This is a genomic window from Leuconostoc pseudomesenteroides KCTC 3652, from assembly GCF_014634745.1.
Classification (GTDB): domain Bacteria; phylum Bacillota; class Bacilli; order Lactobacillales; family Lactobacillaceae; genus Leuconostoc; species Leuconostoc pseudomesenteroides.
This window is the reverse complement of record NZ_BMBP01000001.1, coordinates 20,277-39,644: the sequence shown is the minus strand read 5'-3', so window position 1 is coordinate 39,644 and position 19,368 is coordinate 20,277. Positions and strand designations below refer to the sequence as shown.

Genomic DNA, 19,368 nt, shown 5'->3' with positions numbered 1-19,368 from the left:
TGCTTTTTAATCTAGTTGTAAGGAAGTAACATGCAAAAGAGCGAGAATCATTTTTTTAAATTTGAACGTGAAGCAACTTCAAATGACTATCAAGTGTTAAACCAAATGCTTGATCATTTTCAAGTGAGCGCTTTTTTCGAAAATAATACAGGGACTCAAATTTTTTACGCTTTTGGATCAAAAAATTCGTGGCAAACATTACCTCAAAAAGTTAATACGTTGGTGTTTGGTGCTAATACTTTTGATGGTCAGCATTCAAAGGGCGAACTAATGAATGGTTTTTGGTTTGAACCTGAGATTATTGTCTCAATCAGTAATGGTCGTTTACAATCCAACGATTTGAATCTGGATAATATCTTAGTAAATTACCAGCAAATCAGCACTACGAAAAGGGTGAAAATTAAAAATATCGTGTCTGAAACAGATTGGATTGTACGTGTAGCTGACTTAATTAAAAATCTTAACGATGTAAGATGTCCTATGGATAAAGTAGTGTTTGGTCGTCAGGAAATGATTGAATTGTCCGAACAAATTCGCATCTCTTCTCTGCTAGAAGCATTAAAAAAGGAACACGGCGTATATCATGTCATCTTGAAGCGAGAAAATGAAGTTTTTGTTACTGCCACACCAGAACGTCTCGCATTCGTCTCTCAGGGCGAAATACAAACAGCGGCTGTTGCCGGTACTGCACCTCGCGATCCTGATCCAAAACGTGATCACGAATTAGGCAATAAATTATTACATAGTTTAAAAAATCAGCGTGAGCATCAGTTTGTTGTTGATAGTATCAAAATGAAATTAGAAGCGTTAACAACGCAATTAAATGTGCCATCTAAGCCAATATTGTTAAAAAATAAACAGGTCCAGCATCTTTATACACCGATTAGTGGTACATTATCAGCAAACATATCTGTCAAGGACCTAGTTGACAATCTACATCCTACTCCAGCTTTAGGCGGTGTACCACAAGAAGAAGCTTTGCAGTACATTGCGCAGCATGAGCAACAACCCCGTGGTTTATTTGCAGGACCAATTGGTTATGTCACAGCCGATAATACGGGTGAATTAGTAGTGAGCATTCGTTCAATGTACTGCGACCAAACTCACGCACGTTTATTTGCTGGCGCTGGGATTGTTGCTGGTTCAGAAGCACAACAGGAATATAATGAAACAGCGTTGAAATTTGAGCCAATGCTACAATTGTTAGGAGAATTAATGCATGACTGATGCTTTAACAAACAATACCAAACATTTAATTGCTGCTTTAGTAGCCGGAGGTGTTAAGCATTTTGTGATTTCTCCTGGCTCACGTAGTACGCCAGTTGCATTATTAATTGCTGAATATGTCAAGCATCATCCAAATACGCAACTCTATGTTGATGTTGATGAACGATCGGCAGGCTTTTTTGCGCTAGGTATTGCTAAAACGACGCTATCTCCTGTGGTTTTATTAGGCACATCAGGAACTGCTATTACAGAATATACACCGGCTGTCGCAGAGGCGTCAGTGTCTGAGGTACCCTTGATTATTTTGTCAACTGACCGACCACAAGAATTACAATATAATGGGGCGCCGCAAACATTACCACAGCAAAATATGTTTGGAAAATTTACGAAAGCAGATCTTGCTTTTAATTTACAAGACACACATCACGACATAACTGAATATATTGATTTTGCGACACAAAAATTTGTGCATTTGGCAAATACAGCGCCGTGTGGGCCAGTGCAATTCAACTTACCGTTACGCAAGCCTTTGATGCCAACATTAGGAAATCAGGACAACGTGTTAGTTAAGCAATTATCCTTTTCAAAACCATCTCAGATTGAAATTGACATACTACCAATCACAGCAAAACGTGTGTTAATTCTAGCCGGACCAAATGTTGCAGAATCATATAGCGATGCTTTGTTGGCATTTTCGCAGCGCTATCACGTACCAGTCATTGCTGATATTTTAAGTCGTGCTCGTACACCAGAAACGATTCATGGTATTGATTATTTGTTAAAATTTAATCAATTGACCGAGGAGTTACAACCAGATTTAGTCATTAGGTTTGGTAAAACGCCAGTTTCTGCGAAAGTTTTACAATGGTTGAAGCATAATGATATTGAGACTTGGCATATTGATTTAAATGCTGGAACTGATCATTCACGGCATGTTTCTCGCGCAATTTTAGCGTCACCGCAGGATTTTTTGAGACAGGCGAACGTGCTGCCTAGTAAAGAACAACAAGCGTTCGAAAATAATTGGCAACTAATTAACCAAAGTGACAAACGATTAGTACATGAAATGGCGATTGTGTCAGCATTAGACAGTGCTGTATCGCCAAAAACACCGATTTTTGTTGCCAATAGTATGCCTATTCGCGATATGGATGATTTTTTTTCGGGGTTTAATACACAAACCATCTATGCAAATCGTGGGGCAAACGGTATTGATGGCGTGATCTCAACAGCTTTGGGGATGAGTGCTACGACAAAACAACGTAGTCTATTATTGACAGGCGATTTGACACTTTTTCATGATATGAACGGTTTAATGATGGCCCGAAATTATCAGCTACCGCTTGATATTATCGTCATTGATAATAATGGTGGCGGTATTTTTTCATTTTTGCCACAGGCTGAAGCAACAGAATACTTTGAAACACTTTTTGGGACACCGTTAGAATTAGACATCAGTAAAATTGCATCATTGTATCAGCTGTCGTACGTATTATTAAAGCAACCGGAAGATCTGCAAAAGGTGCTTAACCAACCAACAGACGGCACAAGAATAATTGTTTATCCTAGTAACCGTGCTCAAAATGTGCGTGATCATCAAAAATATATCGGAGAAAGCCTATGATGATCAACAACTATCCCTATCAGATTTTTCTAACTAAAAATGATGCACGCCCATGTCAGTGGCTACTATTGCACGGCTTTATGGGATCACATCATGACTTTGATGATATCACATCGGATTTGCCTGGTGAAGTTTTGACAGTTGATTTACTTGGTTTTGGTAGTCTGGCACCAGATGTCGTCGATGTGAGCCGTTTTGAGATGGCTAATCAAATTGATGATTTAAGATCAATTTTGGTTTCACTTCATTGGCAAAATGTTAATTTGCTAGGCTATTCAATGGGTGGTCGTTTGGCGTTGGCATTTGCCTTAATGTATCCCGATTTGGTAAAAAATCTTTATTTAGAAAGCACCACAGCGGGACTCAAAACTGTATCAGAACGACAAGCAAGAATAACTGCGGACGAGATTAAGGCGCAAGCTATTTTAGAGAATTTTCCAAAGTTTGTGGATAATTGGGCTCAACTCCCATTATTTGAAACGCAACAATTGTTATCATCATCAAAAAAAGATCATATTCGGCGACAGCGCTTGTTACAAAACTCAAAAAATGTTGCTAATTCATTGCTGAGAATGGGAACGGGGGCACAACCTAATTTTTGGCCGAAGCTGTCGGATATAGAAATGCCGACGCAAGTAATTGTTGGCGAATTAGATAATAAATTTAATGCTATCGCCAATCAAATGGTCCAATTAATTCCCCACGTTCAAAAAACAGTCATTCCTAATTCCGGACATAACACGCATGTTGAGCAATCAAAGTTATTTGTTGAGGCATTAAATGTATCAAATTAAAAGTGTGACACTCACGCCGGTTATTTTGACCTTAAAACAGTCATTTAAAACGGCCCATACAGAAACAAAACGGCGACCATTAACGATTGTACAAGTGACATTATTTGATCATGTGACACAGCAAGACGTTATTGGATATGGCGAAATACAATCGTTTGATGATTTCACTTATGCACCAGAAAATCAAATCATGAGCATGTCAATTATCCAAAATATTTTATTGCCTCAATTGCGGAACTATCAGTTTAAATCGCCCGAGGAGTTTACTGGTCGTTTAAATACGCTAACAGCGTACGGGTCATTTGCTAAATCAGGACTTGAAATGGCAATCTGGGATGCTGTTGGTCATTTGAAAAAGAAATCTTTGCAAAGGCTCATTGGTGGCACAGGAACAAAAGTACCAGTCAGTGTCGCAATTGGATTGTCAGATGATTTTAAGGCTATGATGCAAGCGCAGTACCAACGTCATAAGTTGAAAATTGATGGCGCTACGAATGATTGGCAAAAGTTGATTGATTTATTGCTTGATTACCCCAATCAACATTTTTCTATTGATGCCAATTGTAGCTTTCGTGATGAAGACTTTTCCTTTTTAGCCGCGTTGCCTGATAATGTTGATTTTATTGAGCAGCCTTATAGCGCTAACGATTTTGTTAAACATGCGCAACTACAAGCCCGTATTCAACAACACTTGAGTCTAGATGAATCCGTCAATAATATAGATGATATCGCCACAATGCTTGACTTACACGCCGCCGACGCGCTAACTGTTAAGCAGGGCAAAATAGGGGGCATTTCAAATGCTATTACGGCGATCAAAATGGTTGATAAGCCTTGGATTGGCGGTATGTTAACGAGTGGGTTAGGACGAAGTGTTGATTTGGCGCTAGCAAGTTTGCCAAACATTGCTTTTCCAAGCGATATATCCGACAGTAGTCGCTATTTTGAACGGGACATCATTAAAGAAAAGTTAGTTGTTGATCGTGGTTATATCACAGTGCCAACAGGATTTGGCATTGGTGTGACAATGGATTTTGATGCCATTGCTGATATGCAGTCTGCCAACACAATTAACGTACAATATTAAAAGGAAGAACGCTTATGACAGAAAATTATGCAGAAAAGATGTTGGATGCCTTATCTAGTGGACAGCTAGACACGGCGCAAAAATTATTTGCACAATCATTGCGTCATGATAGTGATGAAATGATTTATAGTTTGGCCGAAGAATTATACGCGTTAGGATTTTTGAATCAGTCGCGCAGAGCCTACAAAAAATTATTAGATAAATTTCCAGATGAGGATGACATTCGCACTGCTTTGGCTGACATCGCCATTGAAGATGGTCAAATTGATGAAGCCCAAGACTACTTAGCACAAATCAGACCCTCATCACCGTCTTATTTACAAGCGCTTCTTGTGAAAGCCGATATTTACCAAACTGAGGGATTGAATGAATCAGCTGAGTTAAGCATGTTACAGGCAGAAAAAATCGCACCAGATGAAATAATCATCCAATTCGCACTAGCTGAATTTTATTTTGCTAATCAGAGTTATCATCAAGCCATTCCACGCTATCGGTCGTTGTTACTGAAAGGTGAACGTGAAATTAGTCGCGTTGATTTGGTTGCTCGGATTGGGGTTGCGTATGCACAAATTGGGAATTATGAAAACGCAGTGGGTTATTTGGAACAAATTAAACCTGAGCAAATGACGTTAGACACACAGTTCCAGTTAGGCGTATTATATCAAGAAAACGATCGTGAAAATGATGCAATTAAGCTGTTTAACAGTATCTTGGAATCTGATCCTAAATATACCTCTATATACCCATTATTGGGACAAGCGTATGAAAATCAGCAAGATTTCGATCATGCGTATCGTACATATCAAGCTGGTATAGCCCAAGATGAGACGAATACACTTTTGTACCGTTTGGCTGGGTTGGCGGCAGACAAGCAAGGGGATTTAGCGGCTGCACAATCATATTATCAAAAAGCACTAGCATTAGATGAAAATGAGGTGATGACTATTATTGCGTATTCTGAGTTACTCTTGTCACAGCATTTGTATGAAGAAGATGTCCAATTAATTGAAAAATATATTGCTGAGGATGTGGTTGACCCACAGTTTTATTGGGATTTGGCACGATCTTATCAAGCCTTAGGTCAAGATGATAAGGCTAATAAATACTGGCAGCAAGCGTCACCGCTTTATAACGATGACGTAGCATTTTTGCACGATTTGGTTGACTGGTATCATGAGCAGGGGATGCGTGAACAAGAATTAGTCACAATGAAACAATATTTAAAGATTGCACCTGATGATGACGATATGCAAATGCGCCTTGAAAGTGTCGAATATTAAACCCACAGTCGTCTTTTATTTGATAAAATAAGATGATATGAAAATTGATAAATTACCACAAGAATTTGTACAAGCGCAACCTATTTTAGCCAACTTAGAGCAAGCTGGCTATGAGGCTTATTTTGTTGGTGGTTCTGTTAGAGATACACTTTTAGGTGCGCCAATACATGATGTTGATATTGCCAGTAGTGCTTTTCCCGAAGAAGTTAAGGTATTGTTCAACCGGACGGTTGATACAGGTATTCAGCATGGCACTGTGATGGTGCTTGACCATGGTGAAGGCTATGAAATTACGACATTTCGGACGGAGTCAACCTATACTGATTTCAGGCGGCCGGATAGTGTGACATTCGTGCGTAGTTTATCCGAAGATTTGAAGCGTCGTGATTTTACGATTAATGCTCTGGCAATGCGTCATGATGGTGAAGTTGTCGATTTATTTGATGGCTTATCTGATATGAAAAACGGTATTATTCGCGCTGTTGGTGATGCAGAAACACGTTTTACTGAAGACGCGTTAAGAATGATGAGAGCGCTAAGATTTAGTGCCCAACTAGGCTTTCGTATAGCAGATGATACACGTCAAGCGCTACGTGATTTGGCACCTAATCTAACTAAAATTGCCGTAGAGCGTATTCGAGTGGAATTTGAAAAAATGTTAATGGGCTTCAATGCCGCTGAAAGCTTAAAATTGGCTTTAGATGATGATGTTATCAACTACCTGCCAGGTGAGCCATTGAAAATTTGGGATAACATCATTCAACATTTAGCAACACATCAACCTGCTGATGCTTTCGCAGTTTGGTCGCTGGTATTGGTTGAAACAGATTTGACTTTATCTCAAATCAATCGTTTTTTAAGAAATTGGAAATTGAGCCGAGAAACAATAGTGACGGTAATGACTGTTGTGCCATTAGCTCGCCAAATTGATAAGGTTTCCACTTTTGATTTGTACCAATCATTGCCCTACAAAAAAACGTTGTTTGAACTTTTAACAATGCTGGGTGTTTCAAACGGGACAATTGAGCAGATAAAGCATATAATAGACATGTTACCGATTACAAATTCGTCCGAATTAGCTATTCAGGGCGGCGATTTAATTCGTGAAGGTGTTATGACACCCGGTCCTAAGTTAGGTCAATGTCTGAAAAAAATTGAGTACGCAGTGGTCAATGGTGACCTGAAAAATACCCGTGAATCGCTGATACAATACGCCAAGGAGCAGGTAAATGACGACAATTAAAATGGTTTGGGCACAGGATAAACAAAATGCGATTGGCAAAAATGGTAGTATTCCATGGCACATGCCTGATGATTTAAAACTTTTTCGTGACGAAACGATGAATACACTAATGATTATGGGACGACCAACTTGGTTGAGTATTGGGCGGCCGCTTCCTAACAGAACGAGTGTTGTGATGACTACGGACCCAAGTTGGCAGCCAAATTATTATGAAGTAAAGGTTGTGCGTTCACTTGATGAAGCGTTAGCACTCATTAAGAAAGAATCTCGTGATATATCCATTGCTGGTGGCTCGATTGTCTACAAAGCATTTATGCCATACGCTACTGATCTCGTCGTTACTAAAATTGACGGTATTATTGACGGTGACACATTTGTTGCGCCAATTGATTTGTCACAATTTAAGCTGACCTCTAGCGAGGCACATCCCAAAGATAACAATCATGATTACGCGTATGTAGTTGAACGATACAAACGCAAGTAAGGAAAGAACATGTCAAATATTAAAATAGTAACCGATTCAGCTGTTGCATTGACACCTGAAGAAATAGCCTTTTATGATATCAAAATTGTACCGCTCTCCGTCCAAATAGACGGCACCGTTTATGAGGATGGCGTGACGATACAACGTGATGAATTTTTAGAAAAAATGGCGGTTAGCAAGAATTTGCCACAGACATCACAACCATCAATTGGTGCGTTTCAACTCGCCTACGATGAAATTCACCAAAAGTATCCCGATTCAGAAATTTTGAGTATACACATGTCTTCAGGATTATCGGGGACAGTTCGTGCCGCTGAACAAGCAGCAGCTTTAACAAGTGCAAAAATTACAACATTTGATACATTAGCTGCCGACCGTGCACAAGCATTCGTTGTGTTGCAAGCTGCCGAGATGGCAAAACAGGGGGCATCAATGGCAGAAATCGTGCCAGCCATTGAGCAGGCTCGAGATGAGTCTAATATTTATTTGAGCTTCACTTCCTTGACAAATATGGTTGCCGGAGGTCGCTTGAGTAAAACACAAGGTATTATTGGTAACCTCTTGAATATTAAAGTCGGTGCAGGTGTGACACATACTGATGGCACTGTCGACGTTTTATTGAAGGGGCGTGGCATGAAAACTATTGCTAAATTCAATAATAACGTGATTGCAAAAATGCAAGAATACAAAGAGATGGTAGCCATTGGTATTTCTCATGCTGGTATTCCGGAGGAAGCGACACAATTAGCCGATAGATTAAAAGCAATTTGGCCGGATTTGGAAATTCCAGTTTTGAACACGACGCCAATTATATCAACACATACAGGTGTGGGAGCACTGGCAATTTTGTATCGCGCCCGTTGATGAATAATTATCTTAAAAGCGAGTCTAACTCGCTTTTTTTGTAACTAACGCTTTTTTAGTCTATAATAATTACCAGTAAAGTTTCAGGAGAATTACGAATGCGAAAGGTACTAATCAGCTTCATTGCCATCGTGATTGTTGGTGCTGGCGTACTTTTTGGTATTAAAAACTGGCAACATCATTCACTCAATCAATCATTGTCAAAAACTGAAAAAGTGTCACATATCAATTTGGTAGCATTAGGTGACTCGCTAACAGAAGGTGTTGGTGATACACAGAAATTGCAAGGCTATTCTGGTAGAATTGCTAAAGAGCTTCGTGAAAAATATGATATTTCTGTGACCATGAAAAATTTTGGCAAAGCAGGTGACCGCTCAGATCAAATTGAAAAAAGATTAGTGTCACAATCAGATTTTCAAAACAGTCTTAAAAATGCAGATGTATTAGTCATGACAGTGGGTGGTAATGATTTACAACAACTTTTACTGAAAAATATAACAGCTTCTTCGCCAAAAGCATTGTCTGAAGCAGTTATTAAAGGCAAAGTGAACTATCAAATCAGGTTAGCAAAATTGCTAAAAACGGTTCGTGGTTATAACAAACAAGCGCCAATCTTTATTTTTGGTAACTATAATCCGCTCTACGTTCACTTTGCTAATCGTGAAGATTTCAATGATGATGTTAAAAAATTCAATGCTATTAATGCTAAATTGGCAACACGAGATGGTAATGCTTATTATGTCAGTTCATTTGACTTGACATACGGTCAATTCAAGACAAAGTCACAACGCCAAAAACTTGTTAAGCAAATTGAAAGTGATAGTTTAGAAAAAAATGCAACGAAAACCATGACGGCTGTTTTGACGGGACAAACAGGCGTTGACAATAATTGGATTTCAAAGGACGATAATTATCATCCGAATAACAAAGGGTATCAATATATGACATCCCAATTATTTCATGTTATGAAACGAGAGGAAAAACATTGGTTAATCAAACACTAAAACGACCAGTTATGACACCAAAAAAACACCGTTCAATCTGGTTTTGGCTCTTTTGGGTATTAGTAGCTGGACTTGTTCTGACCAGTCTTTGGTTCTTTCATCAAGCGTCTGGTCCGGTTAAATATGTTGATAGTAAATCAAAAATTGCTAAATCGGATGCCACCTTTGATATCACATTAAACAAAAAACAAATTAACGCCCTAGTTGCCCACTACCTTAACGATTCTGACAATAGCGGTTTCACATTTGATGTTTCAGACCAAGTTATGATGTATGGCAGCACCAAGTTTTTAGGGCAAAAGTTTAACTTTGGTATGGCGCTGGATCCGCAAGTCACCACTAATGGGAATATTATTTTAAAAGCAAAATCACTAGCAATCGGTAATTTATCGCTGCCTGTATCAACTGTCATGAGCTTTGTTCGGTCAAGTTATGATGCACCAAAATATGTGACTATCATGCCTAAGAAAAAGGAAATATTTGTTGATATGAGTCAATTACCAACGACACAAGGGCTAACATTTCGGGCCAAAATCATTGATATGAAAGCAGATCAATTTGTATTTGAAGGAGGATTAGTAGATGAGAAAAAGTGATCGCTCATTTTATAATTGGTTAATGACCAATCGTAATCCAGTGGCCGCTGATGATGTGCAGCAATTTGCTAACAACGCCTTTTTGGATTCGACATTTCCTAAACAAAGTACAGATTTTGATGATATTTCTAAGTATTTAGAAGAAAATACGACTTATTTGATGAGTATGACGACGTTTGATGAAGCGTGGTCAATGTATATTGCAGATCGATAAAGAGGAGCACGCTCAAAAATGGCACAAATTATTCAATGGTTTCCTGGTCATATGGCCAAGGCCTTCCGTTTAATGCGAGAAAATTTAAAATTAGTAGATGTTGTCTTTGAACTGGTTGACGCAAGAATCCCAGAAAGCTCACGTAACCCTGAGATTGATAAACTCATTGGTCAAAAACCACGATTGTTGATCATGACGAAAGCAGACTTAGCTGACCCAGAACAAACACGGGCTTGGAAAAAGCGATTCGAAGAACAGGGGTATACAGTTTTGGTGCTGGATACGCGTGATCCACGCACACCGCAATTAGTTACTAAAGCGGCTAGACGGGCTGTTGAGGCAAAAAAAGAAGCTCAGTTGGCACGTGGTATCCAGGATCAACCAATACGTGCAATGATTACTGGTGTCCCCAATGTTGGTAAATCAACGTTGCTAAATCATTTAGTGATGAAAAATGTTGCACCGACTGCCGATCGACCAGGTGTCACCAAAAAAGTGGCTTGGCTGAAAACCCCAACTAAGCTAGAATTACTAGACTCGCCAGGTGTTTTGTGGCCAAAATTTGAAGATCAAACAATCGGTATGAAATTGTCCTTAACTGGTGCTGTCAAGGATACAATTTTTGCCAAAGATGACGCTGCGCTTTTTCTAATTGCTTTCTTCAGGCAGTATCGTCCTGAAGCCGTGATTGAACGTTATCATTTGTCGGACGATATTTTCGAGCAAGAAAATGTCGATGTATTACTAGCAATTACGACAAAACTTGGTTTCAAAGATGATTATGATAAGGCAAGTGAACGATTATTAAACGACTTGCGAAAAAATAAATTAGGTGCATTTACACTGGATTTGATTGATGTATGAGTGAGACAATAAAAGCAATTCAGACACAACTTAAAACAATTTTACCTGATGATGAACGGTTATTAGTTTGGCAGCAAGATTCACGTGTGGGCGTGCAAAAAGCCATCCAGAATTGGCGGAAAAGCCAAGACAGGACGGCTAAAAAACAGACTGCATTTGTGCATAGATTTGATATTGAACGACAATATTGGGAACAAGGCTACGACAATATTGCAGGGATTGATGAAGTAGGTCGTGGTCCATTAGCAGGACCAATAATTGCAGCAGCCGTGATTTTACCTCATAATTTCAACGTTTTAGATGTCATTGACTCAAAACAATTATCAGCTAAAAAGCGGGAAGATTTGTATGAAAAAATCATGACACAGGCTCTGGCTGTTGGCATTGGAGAGGTTGATGCCACCATCGTCGATGACATCAATATTTATGAAGCAGCTCGCATGGCGATGACGATTGCTGTTTCTAAATTACAGCTTAACGCCGAGGTGCTATTGATTGATGCTATGCGGTTGGACCTTGATATCCCGCAAGAATTTCTCATTAAAGGTGATGCACGGAGTAATAGTATTGGCGCTGCTAGTATCGTGGCAAAAGTCACTAGGGACCGTTTAATGACTGACTATGGTCTAAAATATCCTGGGTATGGTTTCGAAAGAAATGCCGGTTACGGGACAAAAGAACATCTCCAAGCCATTGAAAGGAAAGGAATCACGCCAATTCATCGCAAAACGTTTGCACCAATTAAAGATATGCAATCATCAATTGCAAAATCACCAAGAGACTGACGGCTATTAGCCAGTCTCTTTTTTGGATGACCACTGACTGAAAATGAGTGCGTGGTGCGTTTTCTGTAAAACCATGTGAAACCATTGCTGTTGATAGTCGAGTTGACCATTGCAGAGAAATCAAAATCGCTTTGAAAAATAATTGTGGTGAATAAAATGATAAGTGTTCACCTCTCATGAGAGCAGCAATGTGGATTGTTTTGATTTCTTGTTTGACGCGGGGGACGAATGTCAGTGCACCTCGTAACCCGTAGACAAAGGTTGTTGGTAAATGCCATTTTTGCTCTAGGGTATTTAATAAATCCACCATATTAGTTGTAAATGAAAAGGCGGCACCAAGATAAATGTAAGCTACAATACGGGTCGCCATAACAATTGCCATGTTGTGAGTGCCATATGTACTAAATGATGTCCACGCCCCCAAAACGGGCAAAATAGGCATTAGCACGAGCAATAAATAGCGTTGCCATGTTAATCTTGATAACATTAAATAAACTGCCGCAATGATGGCTACTATAAAATTAATACGCGCATTCAATATAAAGGTCAGTTCAATACTGACGATTAAAATAAAGCCGAATTTAACACCGGAATTCATTAAAATTGCTCCTGATAGTATAATGTTTGATGATCAAGGTGTAGATGATAATTAACAACTGGTAATAGGGCATCTAATTGGTGACTAATAATAATAAAACGCTGTTTACCTTGAGTTGAAAGTTCTTGTAATATTTCAGCGACCACACGTACGGAGGCGACATCTAGCCCAGCAATTGGTTCGTCAAGCAACAAAACGGGCGTGCTAACAATTAACATCAGTAACAGTTGCAGCTTTTTCTTTTGACCGCCAGACAGTTGATAGACAACGTGTTGCCGCAGATGGAGGAGGTTGAGACGCGTGAGATAATGATCAATTTTTTGGGGTGACCAAAATGCGCGTTGTTGACTATGTTGATAACTCAATGTTAATTCCTCATCGACAGTCATTCGAAGAAACTGGCGCTCTGGGCTTTGAAACAATAGTGCCACTTCTTGAACATATCGTGCAACTTTTAATTTTTGAATATTTTTTGATTGATAAGTTATCTGCCCATCAAAAGATTTCAATTTAGTTAACGCATTAAATAAAGTTGATTTGCCGCTACCATTTGCGCCAGTCAGGAGGGTAATTCCTGGTGCACCAATTAGAAGTTCTGGCACCGTTATCAAAGTCTTTTTTTCGTTCAATAACTTGAAATGATTTAGTTCAAAAACCCCTTCACTGATTATTTTAAAAGTATGATGTTGTGGCTTTGGAAGTCGTTGAATAAATTGAGTATGATCAAGTGCTGATATTTTATGATTATGAATTTCCCACACATTGTTGACAATCTCTGGATAGCCTGAAAAATCGTGATCCGCAACAAGAATTGTAACGCCATCGGCCTGCAATGTTTTTACTTTTTTTAAAATTTCCTGCCGTGCTGTCATATCAACATTAGCGAAAGGTTCATCTAGTAGTAACAATTTACTTTTCATCGCAACGATAATTGCCAAAGCAACTTTTTGTTTTTCACCACCTGATAGTGTGGTCATTTGTTGATTGGCTAGTTGTTCGATGCCGACAAATTTAAGCGCCGCTGTTGCACGTTCAGCTATTTCATCAGACGCAATTTGCAAGTTTTCTAGTGTAAACGTCAATTCCTCAAAAGGGGTAGGCATCGCAAACTGTGTGTCGGGATCTTGAAATAAGAAACCAACATACTGGGCTCTCTGATTAGCTGGTAGCTGGCTGATGGCGATATTGTCAACCAAAACAGTGCCTTTAAGTTGAGGAAACAGGCCAGCAATAATTTTTAACAAAGTAGATTTACCAATACCCGATGGTCCAATCAAAAGGTTGAAGCTATTTTCTTGAATGGTCAATGTCAAGTCGTCAAAAATTTTTGTTTTGCCATAGCTTAAATTAAGGTGTTCTAGAGTAACAATCATGGTTTGTGGTATCCTATGTACGCGGAAAAAACCGCTTTATCTGTATTTATCTGTTTTTTTTGCTATTGTAAGTACATCGCTAGTCGTCGCCATATTGATTTTGCTATAAACCATTACAGGTATGTCTGTGATTTCGGCCGCAACTTTTGGTAATTGTGCTAAGATTGCCATCAATTGATCGTAATCACCTTCTAATGTCGATTCAAACGCACCAACTTGGTAATTAACACCGCTAGCATCAATATAAGCAATGACATGATCAACAATTTTAATCACATCATTTTCGTTGGCAGTCATTGGCAAAACTTGTACTGCAATACTTGAAATCATGAGATCACCTCTGATTGATGCGTTGTCAAAATACCTGATTTAGCAATTAGCTTCTGTGTGAAGTAAACAATGACACCAGCAAAAATTGCCGATGAAATCAGGCGTGTGATAAATAGACCAACTAACAGACCTAATGAATATTGGGCATAGCCATTGCGAAGCAAGTCCCAACCAAAGGTGACAATTGTGACGGTAATGACAGAAGCTGTTAAGCTAGTTTTATCCCAACGTCGATATCCAAAAATAGCAAATCCAATTTCAGTTCCGAGGCCCTGAATGGCACCAGCAACGATATTCATGACACCCCATTGTGAGCCAAAAACCATTTCAATAGTACCTGCAAGTGTTTCGCCAATAATCGAAGCTCCGGCACGGCGAATAATGTATCCCGCCATTGGACCAGCCATTAGCCATGGACCAATTGTTGCATCGTTAGCGTATGGACTTAAACCCATAGGTGTTAATATTGCTGCAATAACATTATAAGCAAATGCCCAAGCCCAGAAAATAAAGCCGAAAAACACCGCGATGAGTGCGATAAAGATGACGTCACGAAGTGACCATTTTGTATGCATGTTGCACACCTCCGAATTTGTTGTGAAAACACCGCCATGAGGTTAGACATACAAAAAGCCAATCTTCGTGGGAAGATTGGCTTTGATATCATATCAATTAAAAATACTACAACAGACTGAATAGGTAGTTCGTCTGTATACAATCAATATTAAAGTAAATCTCCCTACGCTAGTATAATCTAGATCAGGTTATATGGGTATTATCTCAGCCGTTTGGCACCCCAGATTTTGGTGTTTTCAATTGTTTTCAATTGTTTGTGATTAACTCACAAACAGAGTGTACCACAATCCATTTTTGCCTGCAAGCGGTGAAAGTCGTTTGGCTTGCAAAAATGGTTCTTATGGGTATACTTATTATTCATGAGTTGCAATTAAGAAGATAAGTTTAGGAGTTGTATTGAGATGCTTTATTTTATTGGATTGGCTGCTGGATTCTTATTAGCTAATCAAAGTGCTATTAATGCAAAATTAGGTGCAGCGGTGCGTTCACCGTTTAGGTCTAGTTTGATTTCATTTACAGTCGGGACAATATTTCTCATCGCCGTCTTTTTTGGAACTAGTCAACATATTGTTCCTATTGGCACTGTTTTATCGCATAATCCGTGGTGGATTTGGTTGGGCGGGATTTTGGGTGTCTTCTTTTTAACGTCTAACATTTTAATGTTTCCTAAATTAGGGGCAATCCAAACGATTATTCTGCCCATTTTAGGCCAAGTTTTGATGGGAGAAGTGATTGATATATTTGGGCTTTTTGGGGCACAACAACATCCTTTAACCTGGTTGAAGTCGATGGGAATTTTGATTTTATTCTTAGGTATTTATATTGCTGTTGTGTTGGCGAGCCGAGGATTCGCTAAGGTTGAAGAAAAAAGTGACACAGATCATGAAAACGCCGTTACGTTGAATTTATGGCGTTTGTGGGGGATAGTGGCAGGTGCTATTTCAGCTATTCAACAAGCCATCAATGGTCACTTAGGACAATTAATGCATTCCTCAGTTGGTGCCTCGGTGTTTTCTTTTTTGACAGGCACCATCTTGATTTTTTTGGTTGTCATGGTTCGTGACAAGTCTCTTTTACCCAAAACATTCCACGCTAATGAACAGCCATTTTGGTTGTTCATTGGTGGCGTATTGGGCGCTGCGTTTGTTTTCGCAGCCGCCTATTTAGTGCCACAACTGGGAGCAGGAGTAACGGTGACTTTGGGATTATTTGGTTCAATCGTTGGATCAATGGCTGTCACACAATTTGGATGGTGGCGTTCACCACAAAGACAAGTGACGCGGGCTCAAATATTTGGTATCGTGGTGATGGCAATCGGTGTGCTACTGATAAAATTTGGATAAGGAAAGTCAGCGCATAGCTGGCTTTTTTGCTATACTTGTAGGAGTAAAAAAATTTTTTTAGGAAACATTATGGATAGTATTCATCTTTCGCCACGCCTTGAAGCTGTGGTTAAGCACGTGCCACAAGACGCAATAATTGCTGATATCGGTTCAGATCATGCCTATTTACCTGCACACTTACTCTTGACCAATCATGTCCGGCATGCCATAGCCGGTGAGGTTGCTCAGGGACCATTTGAAAATGTCCAACATGAAATTAACAGACGACATCTGAATGGCAAACTTGAGGCGCGATTAGCGAATGGTCTAGCCGCTATTGATACCGCTGATAAGGTTAACACGGTTGTAATTGCTGGCATGGGCGGCATTTTAATTCAAGACATTTTGTCAGCCGGGCACTCAAAAAATCATCAATTTAATACTTTGATTTTACAACCAAATACTGATGAGAATGTTGTCAGATCATGGTTAAACAACAACCACTATTTGATTATAGCGGAAGATATTGTTCAGGAAGGTTCGCATTTTTATGAAGTGATTGTTGCAACACCTGGTGAATCAAAATTATCTGATCATGAGATTGATTTTGGTCCGTATCTGTTGCAAGCAAAATCACCAATTTTTGTCGCCAAGTGGCAAAAAGAATGTGACCGCATCCAACTTATTTTGGAACATTTGAAAAATTCAGGAAACCAAAATACAGTAGCTTATAAGAAATGGCAAACGACTTATGATCGCATCAAGGAGCTGATATCGTGATTGCACAAGAATTAATTGATCAAATTGAACAGTTTGCGCCACTATCATTGGCAGAAGCAGGGGATCCCACCGGTTTACAAATTGGCAACCCTAATCAACAAATTAATCGCGTTATGACTACGTTAGACGTGCGTCCAGAAGTTGTCAAAGAAGCCATTGCTGCTAGGGTAGACTTTATTTGGGCACATCATGAGGCAATGTTTTTTCCAGCCAAAAACTTAGACCTATCTGTTCCACAAAATCAAATGTATGCAGATCTTATCGCGAATCAAATTGTCGTTTATGCATCACATACCAATTTGGACAGTGCTTTTGGTGGAATGAATGATTGGTTATCAGCTGCGCTAAATATTGAGGACACAGTGCCTTTAATCCCTAATGCAGATGGCAAAACAGGATTAGGACGAATTGGTAAGTTAAATAAACCATTGACAGTGGCTAATTTTGCGAAACAAATGCGTGATATTTTTCACGTTGAAGCTGTTCGTGTCATAGCCAATGATCTTAATCGTGTCATTTCAACGGTGGCAGTTCTAGGTGGAGATGGGGGTAAGTTTTGGTCAATAGCTAAAAAGTCAGGGGCTGATGCTTTTGTTACTGCTGATGTGTACTATCATGTAGGACATGATATCAAAGCAGATGATTTTGTAGTCATTGATCCAGATCACCACATGGAAGCCATTGCTAATCAAAAAATGGCTGATCAAGTAAAAGTATGGTGTGGTGATCAGCTCGATGTTTTTGCCACAAAGATGAATACAGATCCTTATACTTATATTTTGGGACCGTCCGGACAGCAGTAGTCGACCAAAAAGGAGTGAAAATATGACAAAATATCCAGAACTAACAGAGCGATTTTTGAAGTACGTCAAAATTGATACGCAGTCAGACGAAAATTCAACAACAGTGCCTTCTTCGCCAAAAGAAGTGGCATTTTTAGCTGAATTGGCTGAAGAACTAAAGCACATTGGTCTTGAAAATGTGCGTACTATGCCTGATGGTTATGTATTTGCCGAACTGTCAAGCAACATTGACAATGCTAATGTACCTACAATCGGTTTCATTGCCCATGTGGATACTGCTGATTTTAATGGTGCTAATGTGAAGCCACAAATTGTTGCTGATTATGATGGTCAATCAGCCATCAAGCTTGGGACAAGTGGTTACGAACTAAATCCGTCTGAATTTCCGAGTCTAAAAAAATATGTTGGACACACGTTAATTACAACAGATGGGACGACACTTTTGGGTGCTGATGACAAAGCTGGAGATGCTGAAATTATCACAGCAGCAGCATATTTAATTGCTCATCCAGAAATCAAGCATGGTGATTTACGTTTTGCGTTTGGTCCTGATGAAGAAATTGGTATTGGCGCAGATAACTTTGATGTTACTGCTTTTGGTGCAGATTTTGCATACACGATGGATGGCGGTCCATTAGGTGAATTAGAGTGGGAAACCTTCAACGCGGCGGCCGCTACAATCGATATTAAAGGTCGTAATGTGCACCCAGGAACAGCTAAAAATGCTATGATTAACGCTATTCAAGTAGCATTTGATTTCCACGCAGAATTGCCTGTTCATGATCGGCCAGAACACACTGAAGGCGTTGAAGGTTTTTGGCATGTCATCTCAATCGAGGGGAATCCAGAAGCGGCAACATTGCGTTATATTGTGAGAGATCATGATCGTACTATATTTGAAACACGTAAGCAGAAGTTAATGGATATCGCTGCAACTTTTAATCAAAAATTTGGTGAGGGTCGAATTTCAGTGACACTTAATGATCAATATTACAATATGGGAGAAGTGCTCAAAAATGATATGAAATCGGTTGAGTTAGCTGAAGAGGCAATGAAAAAGTTAAACATTAAGCCTATCATTGAACCGGTTCGTGGTGGCACAGATGGCTCAAAGATTACTTTCTTAGGGCTACCAACGCCAAATATTTTTGCAGGTGGCGAGAATATGCACGGTCGCTTTGAATATGTTTCCACGACTGTTATGGAGCAGGCAACAGATGTTATTTTGGAAATCGTGACATTGGCCGCTGCAGAATAGTAATAAAAAAGAAGCCGGTTAGGCTTCTTTTTTTGATGTGAATTGAAATTACTGTTCAGATGATGTTTCTTTAGGTGCTGCGGAACCAGAAATAGCCGGAATTGCCACGAGGGCAACTTCTCCAACAATGATAGCAATAACTGCCACACCGACAAAACTGTAAGTTCCAGCATTTAATTGAGAAACGATGTAACCTAAGATTTCGCCAAATATTGCCGACCAAATGGCAACCATGATATATTTCATAATTTTCACCTCTTTA

At 39.4% G+C, this 19,368-nt stretch carries 22 protein-coding genes and 1 riboswitch; of the genes, 17 read left to right on the top strand and 5 right to left on the bottom strand.

Annotated elements, in window-relative coordinates:
- The first annotated feature begins 30 nt into the window (after positions 1 to 30).
- From IEU65_RS00200 to rnhB, 13 genes are all read left to right on the top strand, one after another.
- Positions 31 to 1,227, top strand: a complete 1,197-nt coding sequence (locus IEU65_RS00200) for an isochorismate synthase (protein WP_010278390.1) — start codon at positions 31 to 33, stop codon at positions 1,225 to 1,227.
- Positions 1,220 to 2,851, top strand: a complete 1,632-nt coding sequence (gene menD, locus IEU65_RS00195; protein ID WP_010278392.1) for a 2-succinyl-5-enolpyruvyl-6-hydroxy-3-cyclohexene-1-carboxylic-acid synthase — start codon at positions 1,220 to 1,222, stop codon at positions 2,849 to 2,851. The genes IEU65_RS00200 and menD overlap by 8 nt, the downstream gene beginning before the upstream one ends.
- Positions 2,848 to 3,645 carry a 2-succinyl-6-hydroxy-2,4-cyclohexadiene-1-carboxylate synthase gene (menH, locus tag IEU65_RS00190; protein ID WP_010278394.1) on the top strand — a complete coding sequence of 266 codons (798 nt, stop codon included), beginning with the start codon at positions 2,848 to 2,850 and terminating at the stop codon, positions 3,643 to 3,645. Before menD ends, menH begins: the two co-directional genes overlap by 4 nt.
- Positions 3,632 to 4,732, top strand: a complete 1,101-nt coding sequence (gene menC / locus IEU65_RS00185) for an o-succinylbenzoate synthase (protein WP_010278395.1) — start codon at positions 3,632 to 3,634, stop codon at positions 4,730 to 4,732. Before menH ends, menC begins: the two co-directional genes overlap by 14 nt.
- A 14-nt stretch (positions 4,733 to 4,746) precedes the next feature.
- Positions 4,747 to 6,012 carry a tetratricopeptide repeat protein gene (locus IEU65_RS00180; RefSeq protein WP_010278397.1) on the top strand — a complete coding sequence of 422 codons (1,266 nt, stop codon included), beginning with the start codon at positions 4,747 to 4,749 and terminating at the stop codon, positions 6,010 to 6,012.
- A 37-nt stretch (positions 6,013 to 6,049) separates the two neighbouring features.
- Positions 6,050 to 7,255 carry a CCA tRNA nucleotidyltransferase gene (locus IEU65_RS00175; RefSeq protein WP_010278400.1) on the top strand — a complete coding sequence of 402 codons (1,206 nt, stop codon included), beginning with the start codon at positions 6,050 to 6,052 and terminating at the stop codon, positions 7,253 to 7,255.
- Positions 7,242 to 7,739: a dihydrofolate reductase gene (locus tag IEU65_RS00170; RefSeq protein WP_010278402.1), complete on the top strand. Its 498-nt coding sequence runs from the start codon at positions 7,242 to 7,244 to the stop codon at positions 7,737 to 7,739. Before IEU65_RS00175 ends, IEU65_RS00170 begins: the two co-directional genes overlap by 14 nt.
- Positions 7,740 to 7,748: 9 nt before the next feature.
- Positions 7,749 to 8,603: a DegV family protein gene (gene fakB / locus IEU65_RS00165; RefSeq protein ID WP_010278404.1), complete on the top strand. Its 855-nt coding sequence runs from the start codon at positions 7,749 to 7,751 to the stop codon at positions 8,601 to 8,603.
- A gap of 98 nt (positions 8,604 to 8,701) precedes the next feature.
- The gene (locus IEU65_RS00160; RefSeq protein ID WP_010278406.1) at positions 8,702 to 9,607 is read left to right on the top strand and encodes an SGNH/GDSL hydrolase family protein; all 906 of its coding nucleotides are present in this window, start codon (positions 8,702 to 8,704) and stop codon (positions 9,605 to 9,607) included.
- Positions 9,589 to 10,203, top strand: coding sequence for a YpmS family protein (locus tag IEU65_RS00155; protein WP_010278408.1), 615 nt, complete (start codon positions 9,589 to 9,591; stop codon positions 10,201 to 10,203). The genes IEU65_RS00160 and IEU65_RS00155 overlap by 19 nt, the downstream gene beginning before the upstream one ends.
- A complete protein-coding gene (locus IEU65_RS00150) occupies positions 10,190 to 10,417 on the top strand; it encodes a YozE family protein (RefSeq protein WP_010278410.1) in 228 nt (75 codons plus the stop codon). The genes IEU65_RS00155 and IEU65_RS00150 overlap by 14 nt, the downstream gene beginning before the upstream one ends.
- A gap of 18 nt (positions 10,418 to 10,435) precedes the next feature.
- The gene (gene ylqF, locus IEU65_RS00145) at positions 10,436 to 11,281 is read left to right on the top strand and encodes a ribosome biogenesis GTPase YlqF (RefSeq protein WP_010278413.1); all 846 of its coding nucleotides are present in this window, start codon (positions 10,436 to 10,438) and stop codon (positions 11,279 to 11,281) included.
- Positions 11,278 to 12,066 carry a ribonuclease HII gene (rnhB, locus tag IEU65_RS00140; protein ID WP_010278416.1) on the top strand — a complete coding sequence of 263 codons (789 nt, stop codon included), beginning with the start codon at positions 11,278 to 11,280 and terminating at the stop codon, positions 12,064 to 12,066. The genes ylqF and rnhB overlap by 4 nt, the downstream gene beginning before the upstream one ends.
- On the opposite strand, the gene IEU65_RS00135 is transcribed toward rnhB, so the two are convergent.
- From IEU65_RS00135 to IEU65_RS00120, 4 genes are read right to left on the bottom strand one after another with little or no spacing between them, the layout of a single operon-like run.
- The gene (locus IEU65_RS00135) at positions 12,023 to 12,664 is read right to left on the bottom strand and encodes an energy-coupling factor transporter transmembrane component T family protein (protein ID WP_010278418.1); all 642 of its coding nucleotides are present in this window, start codon (positions 12,662 to 12,664) and stop codon (positions 12,023 to 12,025) included. The genes rnhB and IEU65_RS00135 overlap by 44 nt on opposite strands.
- Positions 12,664 to 14,037, bottom strand: coding sequence for an ABC transporter ATP-binding protein (locus IEU65_RS00130; RefSeq protein ID WP_147651360.1), 1,374 nt, complete (start codon positions 14,035 to 14,037; stop codon positions 12,664 to 12,666). Before IEU65_RS00130 ends, IEU65_RS00135 begins: the two co-directional genes overlap by 1 nt.
- 36 nt (positions 14,038 to 14,073) lie before the next feature.
- The gene (locus IEU65_RS00125) at positions 14,074 to 14,367 is read right to left on the bottom strand and encodes a thiamine-binding protein (RefSeq protein WP_010278420.1); all 294 of its coding nucleotides are present in this window, start codon (positions 14,365 to 14,367) and stop codon (positions 14,074 to 14,076) included.
- Entirely contained in the window at positions 14,364 to 14,942 is a 579-nt protein-coding gene (locus tag IEU65_RS00120; RefSeq protein ID WP_010278425.1) for an ECF transporter S component, read from the bottom strand. The genes IEU65_RS00125 and IEU65_RS00120 overlap by 4 nt, the downstream gene beginning before the upstream one ends.
- Positions 14,943 to 15,086: 144 nt before the next feature.
- Positions 15,087 to 15,176: riboswitch (TPP riboswitch) on the bottom strand.
- A gap of 168 nt (positions 15,177 to 15,344) precedes the next feature.
- Here IEU65_RS00120 and IEU65_RS00115 point away from each other — a divergent pair.
- The 4 genes from IEU65_RS00115 to pepT all read left to right on the top strand — a co-directional run bounded on the left by IEU65_RS00115 (position 15,345) and on the right by pepT (position 19,106).
- A complete protein-coding gene (locus IEU65_RS00115; RefSeq protein ID WP_010278426.1) occupies positions 15,345 to 16,286 on the top strand; it encodes a DMT family transporter in 942 nt (313 codons plus the stop codon).
- 69 nt (positions 16,287 to 16,355) lie between these two features.
- A complete protein-coding gene (locus IEU65_RS00110) occupies positions 16,356 to 17,045 on the top strand; it encodes a tRNA (adenine(22)-N(1))-methyltransferase (protein WP_010278428.1) in 690 nt (229 codons plus the stop codon).
- Positions 17,039 to 17,848 carry a Nif3-like dinuclear metal center hexameric protein gene (locus tag IEU65_RS00105; protein WP_031941000.1) on the top strand — a complete coding sequence of 270 codons (810 nt, stop codon included), beginning with the start codon at positions 17,039 to 17,041 and terminating at the stop codon, positions 17,846 to 17,848. The genes IEU65_RS00110 and IEU65_RS00105 overlap by 7 nt, the downstream gene beginning before the upstream one ends.
- Before the next feature lie 22 nt (positions 17,849 to 17,870).
- Positions 17,871 to 19,106 carry a peptidase T gene (pepT, locus tag IEU65_RS00100; RefSeq protein WP_010278434.1) on the top strand — a complete coding sequence of 412 codons (1,236 nt, stop codon included), beginning with the start codon at positions 17,871 to 17,873 and terminating at the stop codon, positions 19,104 to 19,106.
- A 48-nt stretch (positions 19,107 to 19,154) separates the two neighbouring features.
- On the opposite strand, the gene IEU65_RS00095 is transcribed toward pepT, so the two are convergent.
- Positions 19,155 to 19,352 (bottom strand): YjzD family protein, encoded by a 198-nt coding sequence (locus IEU65_RS00095; protein ID WP_010278436.1) that lies wholly within the window; start codon positions 19,350 to 19,352, stop codon positions 19,155 to 19,157.
- Between the last annotated feature and the right edge of the window lie 16 nt (positions 19,353 to 19,368).